This is a genomic window from Bradyrhizobium sp. OAE829 (genome assembly GCF_040546575.1).
Lineage (GTDB): Bacteria > Pseudomonadota > Alphaproteobacteria > Rhizobiales > Xanthobacteraceae > Bradyrhizobium.
This window is the reverse complement of the sequence record NZ_JBEPOE010000001.1, coordinates 1240513-1257730: the sequence shown is the minus strand read 5'-3', so window position 1 is coordinate 1257730 and position 17218 is coordinate 1240513. Positions and strand designations below refer to the sequence as shown.

The following is a 17218-nucleotide window of genomic DNA, read 5'->3' as shown; positions in this document are numbered from 1 at the left end:
TCTATTCGTCCAGAATCCAGGTGTCCTTGGTGCCGCCGCCCTGGCTCGAATTGACCACCAGGGAGCCTTCCTTCAGCGCCACGCGCGTCAGCCCGCCCGGCACGATGGTGACGTGATCGCGCCCGGTCAGCACGAACGGCCGGAGGTCGACATGGCGCGGCGCGAGGCCGGATGCGGTGCAGGTCGGGCAGGTCGACAGCGCCAGCGTCGGCTGCGCGATAAAACCCTCGGGCTCGCGCTTGAGCTTGTCGCGGAACGCCTCGATCGTCGCCTTGGTGGCGGCGGGGCCGATCAGCATGCCGTAGCCGCCGGAGCCGTGCACTTCCTTGACCACGAGATCCCCGAGGTTGTCGAGCACGTAGGCGAGGTCCTTCGGCTCGCGGCAGCGCCAGGTCGGCACGTTCTTCAGGATCGGCTCTTCGCCGAGATAGAATTTCACGATGTCAGGCATGTAGGAATAGACCGCCTTGTCGTCGGCGATGCCGGTGCCGACGGCGTTGGCGAGCGTGACGTTGCCGGCCGCATAGGCCGACATCAGCCCGGGCACGCCGAGCGCGGAATCCGGGCGGAAGGTCAGGGGATCCAGGAAGTCGTCGTCGACGCGGCGGTAGATCACGTCGACGCGCTTGAGGCCCTCGGTGGTGCGCATGAACACCTCGTCGTTCTTGACGATGAGGTCGCGGCCCTCGACCAGCTCGATCCCGAGTTTGTCGGCCAGGAACGAGTGCTCGTAATAGGCTGAATTGTAGACGCCGGGCGTCATCAGCGCGACCACAGGCTCGGCGGAAGCGGAGAGCGGCGCCACCGAGCGCAGCGCCGACAGCAGTTCGTCGGGGTATTTCTCCACTGGTGCGACGCGGTGGCGGGCGAACAGGTCCGGAAACAACCGCATCATGATTTCGCGGTTTTCCAGCATGTAGGAGACGCCGGACGGGGTCCGCGCATTGTCCTCCAGCACGATGAAATTGTCGGCGTCGACCCGGACGATATCGATCCCGGCGATATGGACGTAGACGTCGTGGGGGACGTCCTGGCCGTTCATCTCGGGACGGAAGACCGGATTCTGGAAGATCAGGTCGTCGGGGATGATATTGGCGCGCAGGATGTCGCGGCCGTGATAGATGTCGCGCAGGAACATGTTGAGGGCGCGGACCCGCTGCTTCAGACCCTTTTCCAGCAGCGTCCATTCCTTGGCCGACATGATCCGGGGAATCACGTCGAAGGGGATCAGCCGTTCCTGGGCTTCGGCGTCGCCATAAACCGCGAAGGTGATGCCGATCCGGCGGAACAACAGCTCCGCTTCCTGGCGGCGATATTCAAGGGCGTCCGGAGGCGTCTCCTTCAACCAGCGGGAGAGTTCCTGGTAGGCGGGCCGGAGGTCCCCGCCGGGGCCATTCATTTCATCAAACGCGACTGCCATAAATCCTGACTATCTTTCGAAGCCATGCGACACAGTGCATGACTTCACGGGATGGTAGCAAGGGCCGGGCCAGCGCGATATGCATGGGCTGGGGCATTTGGTATGGGGTTGTTTCCCCGTGCTGCCTGAAAAACCGGCTGTCGGGTGCTTATTTCGGCAGCAAAGCCCCGTGACTTCAATGCGTTGGATGCGCAAGGTCAGGGGATAAGACGAGGATTGGAAATGAGTGAGATCGTCACAGCGGGTATTCTGGTCATTGGTGACGAGATCCTGTCCGGCCGGACCAAGGACAAGAACATCGGCTTTATCGCCGAGTACCTGACCAATATCGGGATCGACCTCAAGGAAGTCCGCGTCGTTGCCGACGAGGAGGCCGACATCATCGCCGCCCTTGATGCACTGCGAAAGCGCTACGATTACGTCTTTACCACCGGTGGCATCGGGCCGACCCATGACGACATCACCGCGGACAGCGTCGCCAAGGCGTTCGGCGTCGGCATCGATCATCATCCCGAGGTGGTGGCCCGATTCCGCGAACGCTGGACCGAGCAGGATCTGAACGAGGCGCGCTTGCGCATGGCCCGCGTCCCCGACGGTGCCGAACTGATCCAGAGCGCCACCATCCTGGCACCCGGCTTCAAGCTCGGCAACGTCATCGTGATGGCCGGCATTCCAACGATCATGCAGGCGATGATGGACATCGTCGCGCCGAAGCTGAAATCGGGCGTGCGGATGCTGTCGCATTCAGTCCGGGCGAACGCGCGGGAAGGCGACATCGGCGGCCCCTTGCGCGCGATCGCGAGCGCCCACCCCGACACCATCATCGGCAGCTATCCGTTCCAGGACGAAGACAAGAAGCCGAACACCAATCTCGTGGTCCGCTCGCGCGATCCCGACAAGCTCGCCGCCGCGATGGCTGCGGTGAAGGAGATGCTGGCGGGTTTGAACACGCCGCGATAGCACCGATGATTTCGACCAGGCCAATCCGCGCCGACGATCTCGAACTGGTGTGCCGGCACCGCGAACAGATGTTCCGCGAATCCGACGCGCCGGGCAGGACCGAAGAGATTTTGGAGAGTCAGACCGCGCATTTTCGGCCCTGGCTGGTCAAGCACCTCGGTGACGGATCGTATTTCGGCTATATCGTCGAGGAACACGGCGAGCCCATCGCGGGAATCGGACTGATGACCATCGAGTGGCCGCCGGGCCCCTCCCATCCGACGCAGGACAGGCGCGGCTATGTGCTCAACGTGTTTGTCGAGCCGTCGCATCGCAAACGGGGAATTGCCAAAGCGCTGATGGACCGGGCGGACCAGGAATTCGCCAGGCGAGGCGTGGCTTTCGCGATATTGCACGCCACCAGGATGGGACGGCCGCTGTACGCGCAACTGGGCTGGTCGGCGACCAGCGAGATGGCAAAGTCGCTATCGTAAAGGAGATCAAAGGTGGCCGATCGTTTTGGAGCAAAATCATGAGCGAAAAAGTCACTCCGCCGCTGGAGAAGGCCTTCCCGGTCTCATGGGATCAGTTTCACCGGGATTGCCGCGCGCTGACCTGGCGGCTCAACGAGGTCGGGCCGTTTCATGCCATCATTGCGATTACCCGTGGTGGGCTGGTGCCGGCAGCGATCGTGGCGCGCGAACTCGGCATTCGCATCATCGATACCGTGTGCATTGCCAGCTATGACCACACCAGGCAGGGCGACCTGAAGGCTCTCAAGGGTGTTTCGGCTGATGTGGCAAAACTCGGCGGCGGTACCGGCAAGGGGCTGTTGATCGTCGACGACCTCGTCGATACCGGCAAGACCGGCCGGCTGGTGCGTTCGATGATGCCGGAGGCGCATTTCGCGGCCGTTTACGCCAAGCCGCAGGGCAAGCCGCTGGTCGATACCTTCATAACCGAAGTGTCGCAGGACACCTGGATTCACTTTCCCTGGGACACCGCGCTGTCGTTCCAGCCGCCGATCCGCGACGGCGCGTGAGTTTCTAGCCGTCATTGCGAGCGCAGCGAAGCAATCCACAGCCACAAAGAAAGAATGGATTGCTTCATCGCTACGCTCCCTTGCGCAAACGCTTCGCGTTTGTCGCAGGCAATGACGGGTGTGGCAAATAGTCGGGCCCATCATGCCGCTGCAAAACCGTGTCACGCCCTCAGGCGACATCATCGCCGATCCGCACCGCGGCCTGTTCACCGGCAATCGCGGCATCATCCATGATCCCGCAACGAAGACGCTGCTGAACAAGCGCTGGGCGAGCCCGGCGTGGATCACCTGCGTCTGCGAGTTCAGGGGATGGCGGCGCAAGGTGATGGGCACGCGCAGCTGGACCGAACTGTTCTTCCTCGATGAGGCGACCGCGTTCGCCGCGGGCCATCGCCCCTGTTTCTTCTGCCGCCGCGACGACGCCAACCGCTTTCGTGCGGCGTGGGAAGAGGGCAACGGCGTCGCCAATGTCCTCGCGCGCGATATCGATGCCGTGCTGCATCGGGAGCGGCTGGAGAAAGGTAAGAAGCGGCTGCATCCATTGCCGATGCCGGTTGAGAAGCTGCCTGATGGGGCGATGGTGCAGGCGGGGGCGGAGAGTTTTCTGGTTTTGCAGGGCAGGGCGCTGGAGTGGACGATGGCGGGCTATCGCGAGGTCAGTAATGCGATCGAGGACGCGATGTTGCTGACACCGCCGTCGACGTTGCGTGCTTTGGGTGCAGGATATCGCACGACACTGCATCCAAGTGCACAAAACTTTCCCTCCCCCCTTGCGGGGGAGGGCTAGGGAGAGGGGTAAGCCGCAACGGTGGTGCGCGTGGCTTACCCCTCTCTCCAACTCTCCCCCGCAAGGGGGGAGAGGGCCCAGTGTGCCGTGCCTCGAACGGCGCGGATCAAAACTCCTACCCCAACTGCTGCCTTGCCAGCTTCGCGCCGGCACCGAGCGCCGCCAGCTTGGCCTCCGCGATATCCCGGCGCATCGGCGCCATGCCGCAATTGGTGGTCGCGACGATGTTGGCCTTCGGCACGAATTTCGATACCGCGTCGATCACCTTGACGACGTCTTCGGGGGTCTCGACCGTGTCGCTGGCGACGTCGATCACGCCGGCCTGGACAATCTTGCCGGAGAGCAGCGCCAGCAAGTCCAGCGGCACCTTGGAATTGCGGCATTCGATTGCGACCTGCTGGATCGAGCTTTTGGCGATCGCCGGGAAAATCTCCTCGTACTGCCGCCACTCCTTGCCAAGGGTTTCCTTCCAGTCGGTGTTGGCCTTGATGCCGTAGCCGTAGCAGATGTGCACGGCGGTGGCACAGGTCAGCCCCTGAGCGGCGCGCTCCAGCGCCTTGATGCCCCAGTCCGATACCTCGTCCATGAACACATTGAAGGCGGGCTCGTCGAACTGGATGATGTCGACGCCGTCCGCCTGCAGCGCCCGTGCTTCCTCGTTCAGCAGTTCGGCAAAAGCAAACGCCATCTTGACGCGGTCGCCATAATGGCCGTCGGCCACCGTGTCGATGATGGTCATCGGGCCGGGCAAAGTGAATTTCAGCTTGTGTTTGGTATGGGCGCGGGCAACGCGGGCCTCATCGGCATGGACCCGGCCTTTCAGCGTCAGCGGCGCCACCACCTGCGGCACCATCGCCTTGTAGCGGTCTTTCCGGATGCCCATCTCGACCTTGTGGGCGAAATCGATGCCGTCGACCTTTTCGAGAAAGCCGTGGACGAAATGCTGGCGGGCCTGCTCGCCCTCGGTGACGATATCGACCCCGGAATCCTCCTGCAGTTTTACGGCCAGCATGGTGGCGTCACGCTTGGCGCGGGCGAGTTCGTCGCCCTTGGATTTCCAGGGCGCCCACAGCGTGTTCGGCTCGGCCAGCCATTCCGGCTTCGGCAATGAGCCTGCGATCGTCGTTGGAAACAGCATAGGAGCCTCCCGGGTGGTTCTGATTGAGCGCCTGTCTGCCATGTCTTATGATCGCCGTACAGAACAACAAAAGTCGCCATTACCGGGAATAATTCGAAAATCCCGGACGCTTGGGGAAACCATGATCGACCTGCATTACGCGCCGACGCCCAATGGCTGGAAAATCTCGATCATGCTGGAGGAACTCGGGCTCCCCTATACCGTGATCCCGGTCAACATCCGCGCCGGCGAGCAATTCAAGCCGGAATTCCTTAGCCTCAGTCCCAACAACCGCATTCCGGCCATCGTCGACCATGCGCCGGCCGACGGCGGCGCGCCGTTCTCCGTGTTCGAGACCGGCGCGATCCTGATTTATCTGGCGGAAAAGACCGGCCGTTTTCTGCCTGCGGACTTGCGCGGCCGCTCCCACGCGGCGCAGTGGGTGATGTGGCAGATGAGTGGGCTCGGGCCGATGCTCGGCCAGCACGGCCATTTTGCGCTCTATGCGCAGGAAAAGATCCCATACGCCATCGAGCGCTACCGGGATGAAGCCGCGCGGCTCTATCGCGTGCTCGACACGCAGCTCGGCAAGACCGGGGCCTATATCGCGGGCACTGAATATACGATCGCCGACATCGCCTGCTTCCCCTGGACCATGACCCACAAGGCACAGGGCTTTACGCTCGACGATTATCCCAACATCAAGCGCTGGTACGCCGTCGTGCGCGCCCGGCCGCAGGTGCAGGCGGGGCTGGCGATCGGCAAGTTCGTCAAAGAACCGTTCGACGAGGAAGCGCGCAGGAACATGTTGGGCGCGAAGGCGAAGGAAATGGTCGGACGGAAGTGACAATTCCCAACCCTCATGGTGAGGAGGCGCGAAGCGCCGTCTCGAACCATGAGGCCACAGACGGGCCTTCATCCTTCGAGACGCCGCTTCGCGGCTCCTCAGGATGAGGATAAATAAGCAAAAGGAAACGCCATGATCGAATTCTTCTTCGACTGTTCCAGTCCCTGGACCTATCTCGCCTTCCACAACATCCAGCCGCTCGCAAAAGAGCTCGGCGTCGAGATTTCTTGGCGGCCGATCCTGGTCGGCGGCATCTTCAACACGGTCAATCCCAGCGTTTACGCCCAGCGCGAGACGCCGGTGCCGCTGAAGGCGCGCTACATGAAAAAGGACCTTGCCGACTGGGCGCGCTCCGCAGGGCTTGCGATCAAGATGCCGCCGACGGTGTTTCCGGTGAACAGCGTCAAGGCGATGCGCGGCTGCATCTGGCTGGGCAAAGAATCTGAAAGGGACATGGTGCCGTTCGCACGCGCCGTGTTCGAGACCTATTGGGGCGGCGACAAGGACATTTCGCAGGATTCGGTGCTGACGGAAGTCTGCAAGAGGGTCGGCGTCGATCACGTCAAGTTCTTCGCCGGCATTGGCGAGCAGGCGATCAAGGATCAGCTCAAGGCCAACACCGACGAGGTAATGGCGCGCGGCGGCTTTGGTTCGCCGACCATCTTCGTCGGCAAGACTGACATGTACTTTGGTAACGACCGCATGCTGCTGATCCGCGAAGCCGTGCTGCGGCTGCAAGAGAAGGCTGCCTGATGCCGAAAGCCGTCGTCTGCCGCGAGCTGGGTCCGCCCGAGAGCCTGCGTCTCGAAACCTTCGACCCGGCACCGCTGGCGCTAGGGCAGGTGCGTGTCGCGATCCGCGCCGCCGGGATCAATTTTCCCGATGTCCTGATGGCAGCGGGGCAGTACCAGCTCAAGCCGCCATTGCCGTTCACGCCGGGCGTGGAAGCCGCGGGCGACGTGGTCGAAGTCAACGAGGCCGCGGGCGTCGCGATCGGCGACAAGGTGATCGTCAAGATGCGCCACGGCGCCTATTGCGACGAGGCCGTGGCCACGCCGTCGCAACTCGTGCCGCTGCCATCGACCTTCGACTATGCCGAAGGCGCGACCTTTCTGGCCGGCCACGGCACGGCGTACCACGCACTGATCGACCGCGGGCAACTGCAGCCGGGTGAAGTGCTGCTGGTGCATGGCGCCGGTGGCGGCGTGGGACTTGCGGCGGTCGAGATCGGCAAGATGCTGGGGGCCACCGTGATCGCAACGGCCTCGAGCGACGAAAAACTTGCGATCGCCAAAGCGAGGGGCGCCGATCATCTCGTGCGCTATGACCAGGAACCGTTTCGCGATGCCGTCAAGCGCATCACCGACGGGCGCGGCGCGGACGTGGTGTTCGATCCCGTGGGCGGCGAGGTGTTCGAGAACTCGATGCGCTGCATCAACTGGGGTGCGCGGCTCTTGATCATCGGGTTCACCGGCGGCATCGGGCTCGCCAAAACCAATCTCCTGATGATCAAGGGCGCCAGCGTGCTCGGGGTGCGCGCCGGCGAGGCGGTGCGGAAAAATCCTGTTCTCGGCGAGGTCAGGATCAAGGCCCTGACGGAGTGGGCCGAAGCCGGAAAAATCCGCCCCAACATCTCCCACCGCCTGCCGCTGGAAGACTACGCCCGCGCGATGCGGCTGTTGATCGACCGCAAGGCAATCGGCCGCGTGGCGCTGACGATGGGGTCGTAGGGTGGGCAAAGCGAAGCGTGCCCACCATTGTCTCCACGAAGAATGGTGGGCACGGCGCAAGCGCGCCTTTGCCCACCCTACGGCCCGCTAAACCTTCCATCCCTCAGAAACGCGATCGTCTGCGCAATCGCCACACGATTCCCCGGCAGCCAGGGATGCGACGTGCCGATCACAACATGATCCGCCATCCCGTCGAGTTTGGTATTCTCAACCGATACCCTGCCGTCATGCGGCTTCGGCAGGAAGAGCGAGAATGTCGGATCGACCGACCGGTTTCCCGCGATGATGCCGACGGGATAATCGACCGGCGGAAACAGTGCGTTGGTGGCTGCATCGCGCCGGGTCACGAGTTGCTCACCGGCGGGGCCGAACCAGGCGCGATAGAGCGAAACATTCTTCAGGCGATCGGCGATCTCGCTGCCGCCATTGGGCGTGCCGAGCATCACGACGCGGCCGAGGCGCTCCGGCCGATATCTGGAAAGGTAGACGCGCGCCAGCAGGCCGCCCATCGAATGGCCGACGAAATGAAGCTGGCCTGCGATCCCAGCGGCTAAGTGTGTGACGGCGGGGTGGATGTGCTCAGCCAGCGCTTCGAGCGCGTGATGGCGGCTGGGATAGTCGATGTTCAGCGTGGCGAAATCGGCGGCCTCGAGCGCGGTCTGCATTTTCCGGAATGACAGGGCCGTCCTGCTGATGCCGTGCAGCAGGACGACGCCGTCGTTACTTTCGGGCATTTCTACCGTCCGTCATTCCGGGGCGATGCAAAGCATCGAACCCGGAATCTCGAGATCCCGGCTTCGATGCGTTCGCATCGCTCCGGGATGACCGCTGCGCGGTCACTTATACTCCCGCTCGTCCCACCACGGGTAGTAGTCGGGCATATCTGATGAAACCTTGTTCTTGAATTGCGCCGGGCGCTTTTCCAGGAACGAGACCACGCCTTCCCTGACATCGTCCGAACGGCCGCGGGCGTAGATGCCGCGGCTGTCGACCTTGTGGGCTTCCATCGGATCGTCGGCGCCCATCATGCGCCACATCATCTGGCGGATCAGCGCCACCGAGACCGGGGCGGTCTTCGCGGCGATTTCCTTGGCGAGCGCGCGGGCGGTCGGCAGCAAATCATCCGGCGGCACCACCTTGCTGACGAGGCGGCCGGCGAGCGCCTCCTGCGCCGGGAATACGCGGCCGGTGTAGCACCACTCCAGCGCCTGGGCGATGCCGACGAGGCGCGGCAGGAACCAGCTCGAGGCGGCCTCCGGCACGATGCCGCGCTGGGAGAACACAAAACCGAAGCGCGCGGCTTCAGAGGCGATGCGGATGTCCATCGCGAGCTGCATGGTGACGCCGATGCCGACCGCGGGACCATTCACCGCCGCGATCACGGGTTTTAAGCACTTGAAGATGCGCAGCGTCACCTGTCCGCCACCGTCCCGTACCTGCGGATCGCTGTAATCGACAGTGCCATCCGCAAGCCGCTTCACCGGCCCGCGCCGCGCGTCGCGATCGAACGTATTGGCGCCGGAAGAAAGATCAGCGCCGGCGCAAAAGCCGCGGCCGGCGCCGGTGACGATGATGGCCCTGACGTTGTCGTCCTTGTCGGCCGCGTCGAAGGCGTCGATCAATTCCTGCTGCATGGTGCCGTTGAAGGCGTTGAGCTTGTCGGGCCGGTTCAAGGTGATGGTGAGAATTTGCTCGGCGACCTCGTACTTGATGGTCTCATACGCCATGGGGGTTTCCTCTGCTGTATCTTTGCTTGACAATTTGTACCCGTCATTCCGGGGCGTCGCAAAGCGACGAACCCGGAATCTCGAGATTCCGGATTCGATGCTGCGCATCGCCCCGGAATGACGGATAGAGTTTACTTCTTCGGCGGGGCCGGCCACGGCTTTTGCGGGCCGCGCAGGCCCTCGAACGCCTTGGCCATGCCGAGCACGCCGAGATCGTCGAACCGGCGACCGACGATCTGCACGCCGATCGGAAAGCCCTTCTTGTCGTAGCCGCCATTGATCGAGACGGCCGGGTTCTCCGACATATTCCACGGCACGGTATAGGCGATGTGCTCGAACGGCTTTGTGGGGTCGTTGACCGGGGAGGCGAACTCGGCCGGGAAGTTCACCACCGGCGACACCGGGGAGACGACATAATCGAGATCGCAGAACAGCTTTGCCGCGGCGGTACGGATCGCCATGGTGGCGTTGAAGCCCCTGATGACATCAAGGCCCGAGAGCTTCGCGCCGGCCTCTGCCCATTGAAGGATATAGGGCAGCGTCTTGCTGCGCTCCTCCGGCGTCAGCCTGGAAATATCGTCCCAGCTTCGCGCGCGAAAGAAATTGTCGATCCCGTCGAGCATCTCGCGCGTCAATATGCCGTCGACTTCGGTAACGACCGCGCCGGCGGATTCGAACGCCTTGGCGGCCTTGACGGCGACCTCGCGCACTTCCTTCTCCAGCGGCAGGCCGGTGCCGGCATCGAGCATCAACCCGATCCGCACTTTGCGCGGCGACTTGTCGAGCGCCTTCCAGGCGATTTCATGCGCGGGCAGGCTCATGCCGTCGCGCCGGTCGGGACGCGACAGCACGCTCATCATCAGCGCTGAATCGTCGACGGTACGGGTCATCGGTCCGGCGACGCGTCCGACATAGAAGGGATCGACCGGAACGCGTCCGAGGCTCGGCTTCAGCCCGACCAGGCCGCACCAGCAGGCCGGCAGCCGCACCGAGCCGCCGATATCCGTGCCGAGATGCAGCGGGCCGTAACCGGCCGCGCCGGTGGCGCCGGCGCCGGAAGAGGACCCGCCGGGGTTCTTGCTGAGGTCCCAGGGATTGCGGGTGAGGGGATGGAAACTCGAAAGGCCCGACGACAGCATGCCGTAATCCGGCATCGTCGTCTTGGAGAAGATGATGGAGCCGGCTTCGCGCAGCCGTGCGGCGGGCGGCGCGTCCTTAGGTGAAGGCACCAGCTTGACGCTGGCGGCGCCGAGCGGCACCGGCTGGTCCTTGGTGGCGATATTGTCCTTGATGGTCACAGGCACGCCGTCGAGCGTGCCGACAGGCTCGCCCTTCTGCCAGCGTTCGGTCGATGCCTTGGCGACGGCGCGCGCGCCATCGGGATCGAGCAGATAGAGCGCCTTGATCTGCGGCTCCCACGCCGCGACATGATCAAGCACTTCCTCCAGCACTTCGGACGGCGAGAACTGCTTGGCGCGATAGCCGGCGAGAAGGTCGACGGCGCTGAGATCGTGCAGCGACGTGACCTCTTCTTCTTTTTTGGTTTTATGCATGACCACCTAACCTACTGGCATACGGGTCTCGATGATGCGCGCGAACATGCTGGCGCCGATCGGCAGTATCTTGTCGTCGAGGACGTAACCGGGATTGTGCACGGGCACCGAGCCTTCATGGCCAACCCAGAAATAGGCGCCGGGCACCGCCTGCATCATGTCGGCGAAATCCTCGCTGCCCATCTTCGGCTCGGTGCGGGTGATCACCTTGTCCGGATCGACCACCGTACGCGCCACCGACTCAACGATCCGGGACTGCTCTTCCTGGTTCACCAGCACGCTGAAGGTGTCGCGGATGTCGGCAGTGATCTCGCACTGGAACGCCGCCGCGATGCCGGCGCAGATCGCGCGCATGCGCTCGCGGATCAGCGCGCGCACGCCGTCATCGAAGGCGCGGACGGTGCCGCACAGCTTGGCCTGGCCGGGAATGACGTTATAGGCCGAGCCGGCATGGATCTGCGTGATCGACAGCACCGCCGGATGATGCGGAGGGACGTTGCGGCTGACCACGGTCTGCAGCGCCTGCGCCAGCGTGGTGGCGATGATCACGGCATCCTTGGAGCGTTCCGGCATCGCGCCATGGGCGCCGTAGCCGTCGATCGTGATGTCGAAGAAGTCGGCGCCGGCCATCGCCGGGCCCGGCAGGATCGCGATCTCGCCATGGTTCAGGTCAGGCGCGTTGTGCAGGCCGTAGACCTCGTCGCAGGGAAACTTCTGGAACAGGCCGTCCTTGATCATGGCGCGCGCGCCGCCGAGGCCTTCTTCGGCGGGCTGGAAGATGAAATGCACGGTGCCGTCGAAATTTTTGGTTTCGGCGAGATAGCGCGCGGTGCCGAGCAGCATGGTGGTGTGGCCGTCATGGCCGCAGCCGTGGAAGCGGCCGGGAATGGTCGAGCGCCAGCGCAGATTGGTGTTCTCTTCCATCGGCAGCGCGTCCATGTCGGCGCGCAGGCCGATCTTCATGCCGCTGCTGCCCTTGCCCTTGAGCACGCCGACGACGCCGGTGCCGCCAAGGCCGCGATGCACCTCGATGCCCCATTGCGTCAGCTTGTCGGCGACGATGCCTGAGGTGCGGACCTCCTCGAAGCCGATCTCGGGATGCGCATGAAGATCGCGCCTGATCGCGGTGAGTTCTTCGGCATAGCCGTCGATGCGTTCGATGGTGGGCATGTCTGTTTATCCGGTTACGGTTGAACGAGATTTGGCTGGAGTCGCAAAAGCAGGGCCGTTCGGCTTGATGCGGATACCCGGACGCAGCCGCGTCCAGGGCAGGGTAGCGGTATCGGCCGGCATCGCGCCGGGCGCGGCGCAGATCAGCAGTTTTTCGGCGATCGGCTCAAAGTCGGCGCGGAAGTGCACCGAACTCTTGTTGACCAGGATCGCCTGTTCGGTCGGTTCGATCCCGACATAGCGGTACATCGCCTGGTCGGCGAGCTGCGCTTTGTAGGAACTCACGACCACACGGACATCGCCGATGCGCAGGCACGCCGACGGTCCCATCTCCATGTCGCGGCCGCCATAATAGGGGCCGGACGCCACGAACTTGCCGTCCGACAGTTTTTCGACGACGAACGTTTCCTGATACGGTGCGTCGCCCGGGATGCCGGACTTGCCGCCGAGCGAAAGCGTCACGGTGGCGCCGACGCCCGCGGCATGCGCGGCCTTGGCTGACTCCGGATCGTAGATCACGCCGGTCGCTGCTCGCGTCGCCTTGTTGCGGACCAGCGCGCGCAGCATGCCTGTCGTGTCGGAATCGCCGCCGGCTCCGGGATTGTCCTGGGTGTCGGCGATGACGATCGGCCTGCTGGCGTTCTTCGCCAGCTCCATGGCGTGGCGCACGCCGTCGTCGGGGGAATAGATGCGGCCGTCGAAATCGTCCTCATGGCTCTCGATCAGCGCTACCAGTTTGTCGGCGGCCGCATCAGCATCGGCCTGCGTCGCGCCATAGGCGAATACGCTGGGACCACAATCCCTGAAATCGGCGGCCGGAAATCCGGGCGCGAATGACAGCGTCGGAACTGAAGCGCTCTGCATCGCCGCCAGTTTTTCATAAATGCCTTTGGTCGGCTGGTCGTTGGTGCATTGCCAGCTGATCGGAATCAGGAACGGCAATTGCCGGAAGGCTTTTGCATAGCGCGCCTTCGTCTTGAGCATCAGCGCCAGATGGTTTGCGCAGGCCCGGCCGGTGTCGGCCATGTCGACGTGAGGGTAGGTGCGGTAGGCGATGAGCGCGTCCGCATGTTCCATCATCTCGGGCGAGACGTTGGCATGGAGGTCGAGGCTGACGACCAGCGGCAGGTCCTTGCCGATCACCTTGCGCACCCGGGCAAGCGTTTCGCCTTCGCCGTCGTCGTAATGCTCAGTGACCATGGCGCCGTGCAGGTCGAGATAGACGGCATCGATCGGCCCCGCGCCCGCGATGCCGTCGACCATTTCCTTCATGATGCGTTCGAAGGCACCTTTGGTGACATGGGCTGATGGAACAGCGGCCGCCGAGATCGTCGGCACCAGCTCCCAGCCATTGGCCTCGGCGGCTTCGACAAAGCCGGCAAGGCCGATATTGACCTTGCGCATCACCTTGAGCACCTCAGTGCCACGCGCCATCGACGGCCATCCGCCACCATGAACGAAATCGTCATAGGTCGCCTTGGTCGGCGCGAACGTGTTGGTCTCGTGCAGAAAAGCACCAACGGCAATGCGGGTCATCAAGTTTTCTCACCGGTGCATTCGTTGGGGGACGTTAAGCGTGTCATTGCGCCAAGCGCAAGCCGTGGAGCAATTCCGTTTTGCATGCCGCCCCATCCGCCATTGCCTGCGACAAACGCGAAGCGTTTGCGCACGGAAGCGACCTGTCCGCCGTAGCTCAACGAGCGAAGGCGGAAGCAATCCGTGCAGCGGCTTGCGCCGTTAGGCATTGCCCGGTTGCGCTGCTCCCTTGCGCAAACGCTCTGCGTTTGCCGCAGGCAATGATGGGGAGAGCTGCCTGGCGCTCACGTCAATGTCGCCAGCAGACCCGCCATCAACCGGCCGCGCTCGGCCAGACTGTCGATCTCGATATGTTCGTTGAGTGTATGCGCGTCGGCACCGCGAACACCCAGGCCGTCGAGGGTTGGGATACCCATCGCGCCGGTAAAGTTGCCGTCGGAGCCGCCGCCGGCGCTGGCGTGTGGGAGTTCGAGACCAAGGCCTTGCGCAATGCCGCGTGCCTGTTCGTAGAGCGCCATCGTGCCGGCGTCAGGCTCCCACACCGGCCGGGTCACGCCACGGGTGACCTTGAACGTGACGTCATTGCTGGTCCCGGAAAGCGCGAGCATCCGCTCGACGCCGCGATCGAGATCTGCCTGCCGCTTGGCCATGCTGAGCGCCTCGCCGGTACAGGTGGTGGCAACGCAGTTCACCCACTGGCCGCCATGCACAATGCCGACCGAAAAGGTGCAATCTTCAGTCGTCATGCCGTCGATGGCGATAATCTGGCGTGCCATCTCGCGGATCGCGGAACGGCCGGATGAGAGCGTGGCGCCGGCATGGCTCGGCTTGCCGATCGCTTCCAAATTGAACCGGGCAATCGCATATCGTCCGGTGACCACACCGTTGTTGGTGCGACCTGGCTCGGGCACCAGCACATATTTGTTGCGGGCGGCTTCGGCCTCGATGATGTCGCGGGTCGACGGCGTGCCGACCTCTTCGTCCGGCGTGAACAGTACCGTGATCGGCAGCGGCGTCGTGAACGAGGCGCGCGCCAGTTGCCGGATCGCCTCCAGGCTGAGGTAGTTGCCGCCCTTCATGTCGAATATGCCCGGGCCGTAGCATTTGTTGCCCTCCCGCTGCCACGCCAGCTTTTCCAGCGTGCCGACGGGATGGACGGTATCGAGATGGCCCGCGATCAGGATTCCCGGCTCACCCAGCTTCGGGTGAGGGAAGCGCGCGCGGACACAGCCTGCAAAACCCTGCCGTCCGGAGATGCGTTCGATGGTCGCACCCATGATGGCCATCTCCCGCGCTGCAAGATCGAGCATGCGGTCGACCGCGCCGGCGTCCCAGGTGGGGCTTTCGCATTCGACCCAGGTCCGCAGCCCCTGCAGCATGGTCTCGGAATCAAAGGGAAGGTTGGCAGGATTCATCTGGATTCTCCCGGTTCGGCCGGAATGTTTGGGCTCGGTGCCGATAGGGCCGTACGAGAGGGACCGGCAGGGATTTTGTAAAGGGAAAACATGCCGCCGTCAGACTTTCGCCGCGGCGGATTGTGGAATGGGAATTCTGGCATCATTCTTGATTGTAGATTTTTGTGGAGGCGTGCTGGCGGAGCCGGACAGGGGCCGGCGTCATCCATGTCGTCGGACCAAAAGGGTGTTGTGAAGCTCAAGATCGACCCTATAGTCCGGTCAGAAACCGGGCAGGGGGCCCGAACAAGAAAAAGCGTTCGGGCGCCGAGCGACAATGGAGGTGAAGGAATGAATGCGTTCAGAAAAGTAATTCTTGCTGCGACTTGCGTTGGCAGCCTGACAGCGGTGGCAGCGCCGGCGACGGCCCAAACTACGTTGCGCGTCGTCATGCACTCGGATCTGAAGATTCTGGATCCGATCTGGACCACGGCCTACATCGTCCGTAACCACGGCTACATGATTTACGACACGCTTCTCGCGCAGGACGAGAAGGGCGAGGTCAAGCCGCAGATGGTCGAGAAGTACGAAGCCGCGGCGGACGGCAAGGGCTACACCTTCACGCTGCGCGAGGGACTGCTGTGGCACGACGGCAAGCCGGTGACGTCGGAAGACTGCATCGCTTCGATCAAGCGCTGGGCGGTCAAGGACTCGCTCGGTCAGAAGATGATGACCTTCGTCGACTCCATTGACGCCGTCGATGCCAAAACTTTCACCATCAAGCTCAAGGAACCGACAGGCCTCGTGTTGCTCGGCCTGTCAAAGCCCTCGTCCAACGTGCCGTTCATGATGCCCAAACGCGTCGCCGATACGGATGCCAACAAGCAGATTGAGGATTTTACGGGATCCGGCCCCTTCGTTTTGGTCAAGGATGAGTGGAAGCCCGGCGACAAGACGGTTTACGTCAAGTTCGACAAGTACAAGCCGCGCTCCGAGCCGGCCTCGGGCCTTGCGGGCGGCAAGATCGCCAAGGTCGATCGCGTCGAGTGGCGCGCCATTTCCGACGCGCAGCAAACGGTCAACGCGCTGTCGAAGGGCGAGATCGACTTCATCGAGGCGCCCAGCCACGACCTGCTTCCAACCCTGAAGAAGGATCCGAACGTAAATATTGTCGTGTCGCCGTTGGCGAAGTTGCAATACGTCTTCAGGCCGAACACGCTGCACAAGCCGTTCGACAATCCAAAAGTTCGCCATGCGTTGTGGTACGCCTTCAATCAGGAAGATTTCCTGATGGCGACCATCGGTGACGAGAACTACATCAGGCCGTGCAAGGCGCTGTTCATCTGCGACACGCCTTTCGCCAGCACCAAGGGAATGGACGGGCTGCTGACCTCCAACGCAAAGAAGGCCCAGGAGCTGCTGAAGGAGGCGGGCTACGACGGCACGCCGGTGATGCTGATGCACTCCACCGACCTCAAGACCCTGACCAACCTTGCTCCCGTGGCGAAATCGCTGATGGAGAAGGCGGGCTTCAAGGTCGACATGCAGTCGATGGATTGGCAGACCCTGGTCGCCCGCCGTGCCAAGAAGGACCCGCCGGAAGCGGGCGGCTGGAACGCCTTTCTCACGGCCTGGGTCGCTGCCGACGTGATGAACCCGATCTCGACGGCATATGTGAACGCGGCTTGCGAGAAGGCGTCGTTCGGCTGGCCCTGCGACGAAAAGCTGGAGAAGCTGCGCGACGACTTTGCCCGCGAGACCGACCCGGCCAAGCAGAAAGCGATCGCCGAAGCGGTACAGCAACGCGTCATCGAGTTCACGCCGGAGATTCCGGTCGGCGAGTACGTTCAACCCGTTGCCATGCGCAAGAACGTCAAGGGGTACCTGATTTCACCGGTGCCGGTGCTCTGGAACGTGGAAATCACGAAGTAAGTTGACAACGGGCGGCGGTTCGCC

Annotated in this window: 16 protein-coding genes; 8 read left to right on the top strand and 8 right to left on the bottom strand. The window is 63.2% G+C overall.

Annotated features, from left to right (window positions below; all coding sequences use genetic code 11):
- Window position 1 precedes the first annotated feature (1 nt).
- Window positions 2-1420 (bottom strand): circularly permuted type 2 ATP-grasp protein, encoded by a 1419-nt coding sequence (locus tag ABIE49_RS06260; protein ID WP_192734058.1) that lies wholly within the window; start codon window positions 1418-1420, stop codon window positions 2-4.
- Window positions 1421-1642: 222 nt separating this feature from the next.
- Here ABIE49_RS06260 and ABIE49_RS06255 point away from each other — a divergent pair, with 222 nt between their 5' ends.
- From ABIE49_RS06255 to ABIE49_RS06240, 4 genes are all read left to right on the top strand, one after another.
- A complete protein-coding gene (locus ABIE49_RS06255) occupies window positions 1643-2380 on the top strand; it encodes a competence/damage-inducible protein A (RefSeq protein ID WP_192734057.1) in 738 nt (245 codons plus the stop codon).
- A gap of 5 nt (window positions 2381-2385) precedes the next feature.
- A complete protein-coding gene (locus tag ABIE49_RS06250) occupies window positions 2386-2853 on the top strand; it encodes a GNAT family N-acetyltransferase (RefSeq protein ID WP_192734056.1) in 468 nt (155 codons plus the stop codon).
- Between the two features lie 38 nt (window positions 2854-2891).
- Window positions 2892-3401 carry a xanthine phosphoribosyltransferase gene (gene gpt / locus ABIE49_RS06245; protein ID WP_192734055.1) on the top strand — a complete coding sequence of 170 codons (510 nt, stop codon included), beginning with the start codon at window positions 2892-2894 and terminating at the stop codon, window positions 3399-3401.
- 142 nt (window positions 3402-3543) lie between these two features.
- Window positions 3544-4188, top strand: coding sequence for a hypothetical protein (locus ABIE49_RS06240; protein ID WP_192734054.1), 645 nt, complete (start codon window positions 3544-3546; stop codon window positions 4186-4188).
- Between the two features lie 115 nt (window positions 4189-4303).
- Here the strand turns inward: ABIE49_RS06240 and ABIE49_RS06235 are convergent, their stop codons facing one another.
- Window positions 4304-5326 (bottom strand): methionine synthase, encoded by a 1023-nt coding sequence (locus ABIE49_RS06235; protein ID WP_192734053.1) that lies wholly within the window; start codon window positions 5324-5326, stop codon window positions 4304-4306.
- A 121-nt stretch (window positions 5327-5447) separates the two neighbouring features.
- Here ABIE49_RS06235 and ABIE49_RS06230 point away from each other — a divergent pair, with 121 nt between their 5' ends.
- The 3 genes from ABIE49_RS06230 (at window position 5448) to ABIE49_RS06220 (ending at window position 7882) form a co-directional block, all read left to right on the top strand.
- Window positions 5448-6152 (top strand): glutathione binding-like protein, encoded by a 705-nt coding sequence (locus ABIE49_RS06230; RefSeq protein WP_192734052.1) that lies wholly within the window; start codon window positions 5448-5450, stop codon window positions 6150-6152.
- Between the two features lie 132 nt (window positions 6153-6284).
- Window positions 6285-6905 carry a 2-hydroxychromene-2-carboxylate isomerase gene (locus ABIE49_RS06225; RefSeq protein ID WP_192734051.1) on the top strand — a complete coding sequence of 207 codons (621 nt, stop codon included), beginning with the start codon at window positions 6285-6287 and terminating at the stop codon, window positions 6903-6905.
- Complete coding sequence (locus ABIE49_RS06220) at window positions 6905-7882, top strand: NADPH:quinone oxidoreductase family protein (RefSeq protein WP_192734050.1); 978 nt, start codon at window positions 6905-6907, stop codon at window positions 7880-7882. Before ABIE49_RS06225 ends, ABIE49_RS06220 begins: the two co-directional genes overlap by 1 nt.
- Window positions 7883-7959: 77 nt before the next feature.
- Here ABIE49_RS06220 and ABIE49_RS06215 read toward each other — a convergent pair whose 3' ends face one another.
- From ABIE49_RS06215 to ABIE49_RS06190, 6 genes are all read right to left on the bottom strand, one after another.
- Window positions 7960-8616: an esterase/lipase family protein gene (locus ABIE49_RS06215; protein WP_192734049.1), complete on the bottom strand. Its 657-nt coding sequence runs from the start codon at window positions 8614-8616 to the stop codon at window positions 7960-7962.
- A gap of 102 nt (window positions 8617-8718) precedes the next feature.
- Window positions 8719-9609, bottom strand: a complete 891-nt coding sequence (locus ABIE49_RS06210; protein ID WP_192734048.1) for a crotonase/enoyl-CoA hydratase family protein — start codon at window positions 9607-9609, stop codon at window positions 8719-8721.
- Between the two features lie 131 nt (window positions 9610-9740).
- On the bottom strand, window positions 9741-11162 hold the full coding sequence (locus ABIE49_RS06205) for an amidase (protein WP_192734047.1): 1422 nt from the start codon (window positions 11160-11162) through the stop codon (window positions 9741-9743).
- Window positions 11163-11168: 6 nt separating this feature from the next.
- On the bottom strand, window positions 11169-12332 hold the full coding sequence (locus ABIE49_RS06200; protein WP_192734046.1) for a M20 aminoacylase family protein: 1164 nt from the start codon (window positions 12330-12332) through the stop codon (window positions 11169-11171).
- A gap of 6 nt (window positions 12333-12338) precedes the next feature.
- Complete coding sequence (locus ABIE49_RS06195) at window positions 12339-13868, bottom strand: M81 family metallopeptidase (protein WP_192734045.1); 1530 nt, start codon at window positions 13866-13868, stop codon at window positions 12339-12341.
- Between the two features lie 284 nt (window positions 13869-14152).
- A complete protein-coding gene (locus tag ABIE49_RS06190) occupies window positions 14153-15283 on the bottom strand; it encodes a M20/M25/M40 family metallo-hydrolase (protein ID WP_192734044.1) in 1131 nt (376 codons plus the stop codon).
- A 330-nt stretch (window positions 15284-15613) separates the two neighbouring features.
- On the opposite strand from ABIE49_RS06190, the gene ABIE49_RS06185 reads away from it, so the two are divergent.
- Window positions 15614-17194, top strand: coding sequence for an ABC transporter substrate-binding protein (locus ABIE49_RS06185; RefSeq protein WP_192734043.1), 1581 nt, complete (start codon window positions 15614-15616; stop codon window positions 17192-17194).
- Window positions 17195-17218: the final 24 nt, after the last annotated feature.

Excerpts from the sequence above, each read along its gene's own strand:
- ABIE49_RS06260 (WP_192734058.1), bottom strand. The coding sequence starts at position 1,420 with ATGGCAGTCGCGTTTGATGAAATGAATGGCCCCGGCGGGGACCTCCGG.
- ABIE49_RS06255 (WP_192734057.1), top strand. The coding sequence starts at position 1,643 with ATGAGTGAGATCGTCACAGCGGGTATTCTGGTCATTGGTGACGAGATC.
- ABIE49_RS06250 (WP_192734056.1), top strand. The coding sequence starts at position 2,386 with ATGATTTCGACCAGGCCAATCCGCGCCGACGATCTCGAACTGGTGTGC.
- gpt (WP_192734055.1), top strand. The coding sequence starts at position 2,892 with ATGAGCGAAAAAGTCACTCCGCCGCTGGAGAAGGCCTTCCCGGTCTCA.
- ABIE49_RS06240 (WP_192734054.1), top strand. The coding sequence starts at position 3,544 with ATGCCGCTGCAAAACCGTGTCACGCCCTCAGGCGACATCATCGCCGAT.
- ABIE49_RS06235 (WP_192734053.1), bottom strand. The coding sequence starts at position 5,326 with ATGCTGTTTCCAACGACGATCGCAGGCTCATTGCCGAAGCCGGAATGG.
- ABIE49_RS06230 (WP_192734052.1), top strand. The coding sequence starts at position 5,448 with ATGATCGACCTGCATTACGCGCCGACGCCCAATGGCTGGAAAATCTCG.
- ABIE49_RS06225 (WP_192734051.1), top strand. The coding sequence starts at position 6,285 with ATGATCGAATTCTTCTTCGACTGTTCCAGTCCCTGGACCTATCTCGCC.
- ABIE49_RS06220 (WP_192734050.1), top strand. The coding sequence starts at position 6,905 with ATGCCGAAAGCCGTCGTCTGCCGCGAGCTGGGTCCGCCCGAGAGCCTG.
- ABIE49_RS06215 (WP_192734049.1), bottom strand. The coding sequence starts at position 8,616 with ATGCCCGAAAGTAACGACGGCGTCGTCCTGCTGCACGGCATCAGCAGG.
- ABIE49_RS06210 (WP_192734048.1), bottom strand. The coding sequence starts at position 9,609 with ATGGCGTATGAGACCATCAAGTACGAGGTCGCCGAGCAAATTCTCACC.
- ABIE49_RS06205 (WP_192734047.1), bottom strand. The coding sequence starts at position 11,162 with ATGCATAAAACCAAAAAAGAAGAAGAGGTCACGTCGCTGCACGATCTC.
- ABIE49_RS06200 (WP_192734046.1), bottom strand. The coding sequence starts at position 12,332 with ATGCCCACCATCGAACGCATCGACGGCTATGCCGAAGAACTCACCGCG.
- ABIE49_RS06195 (WP_192734045.1), bottom strand. The coding sequence starts at position 13,868 with ATGACCCGCATTGCCGTTGGTGCTTTTCTGCACGAGACCAACACGTTC.
- ABIE49_RS06190 (WP_192734044.1), bottom strand. The coding sequence starts at position 15,283 with ATGAATCCTGCCAACCTTCCCTTTGATTCCGAGACCATGCTGCAGGGG.
- ABIE49_RS06185 (WP_192734043.1), top strand. The coding sequence starts at position 15,614 with ATGAATGCGTTCAGAAAAGTAATTCTTGCTGCGACTTGCGTTGGCAGC.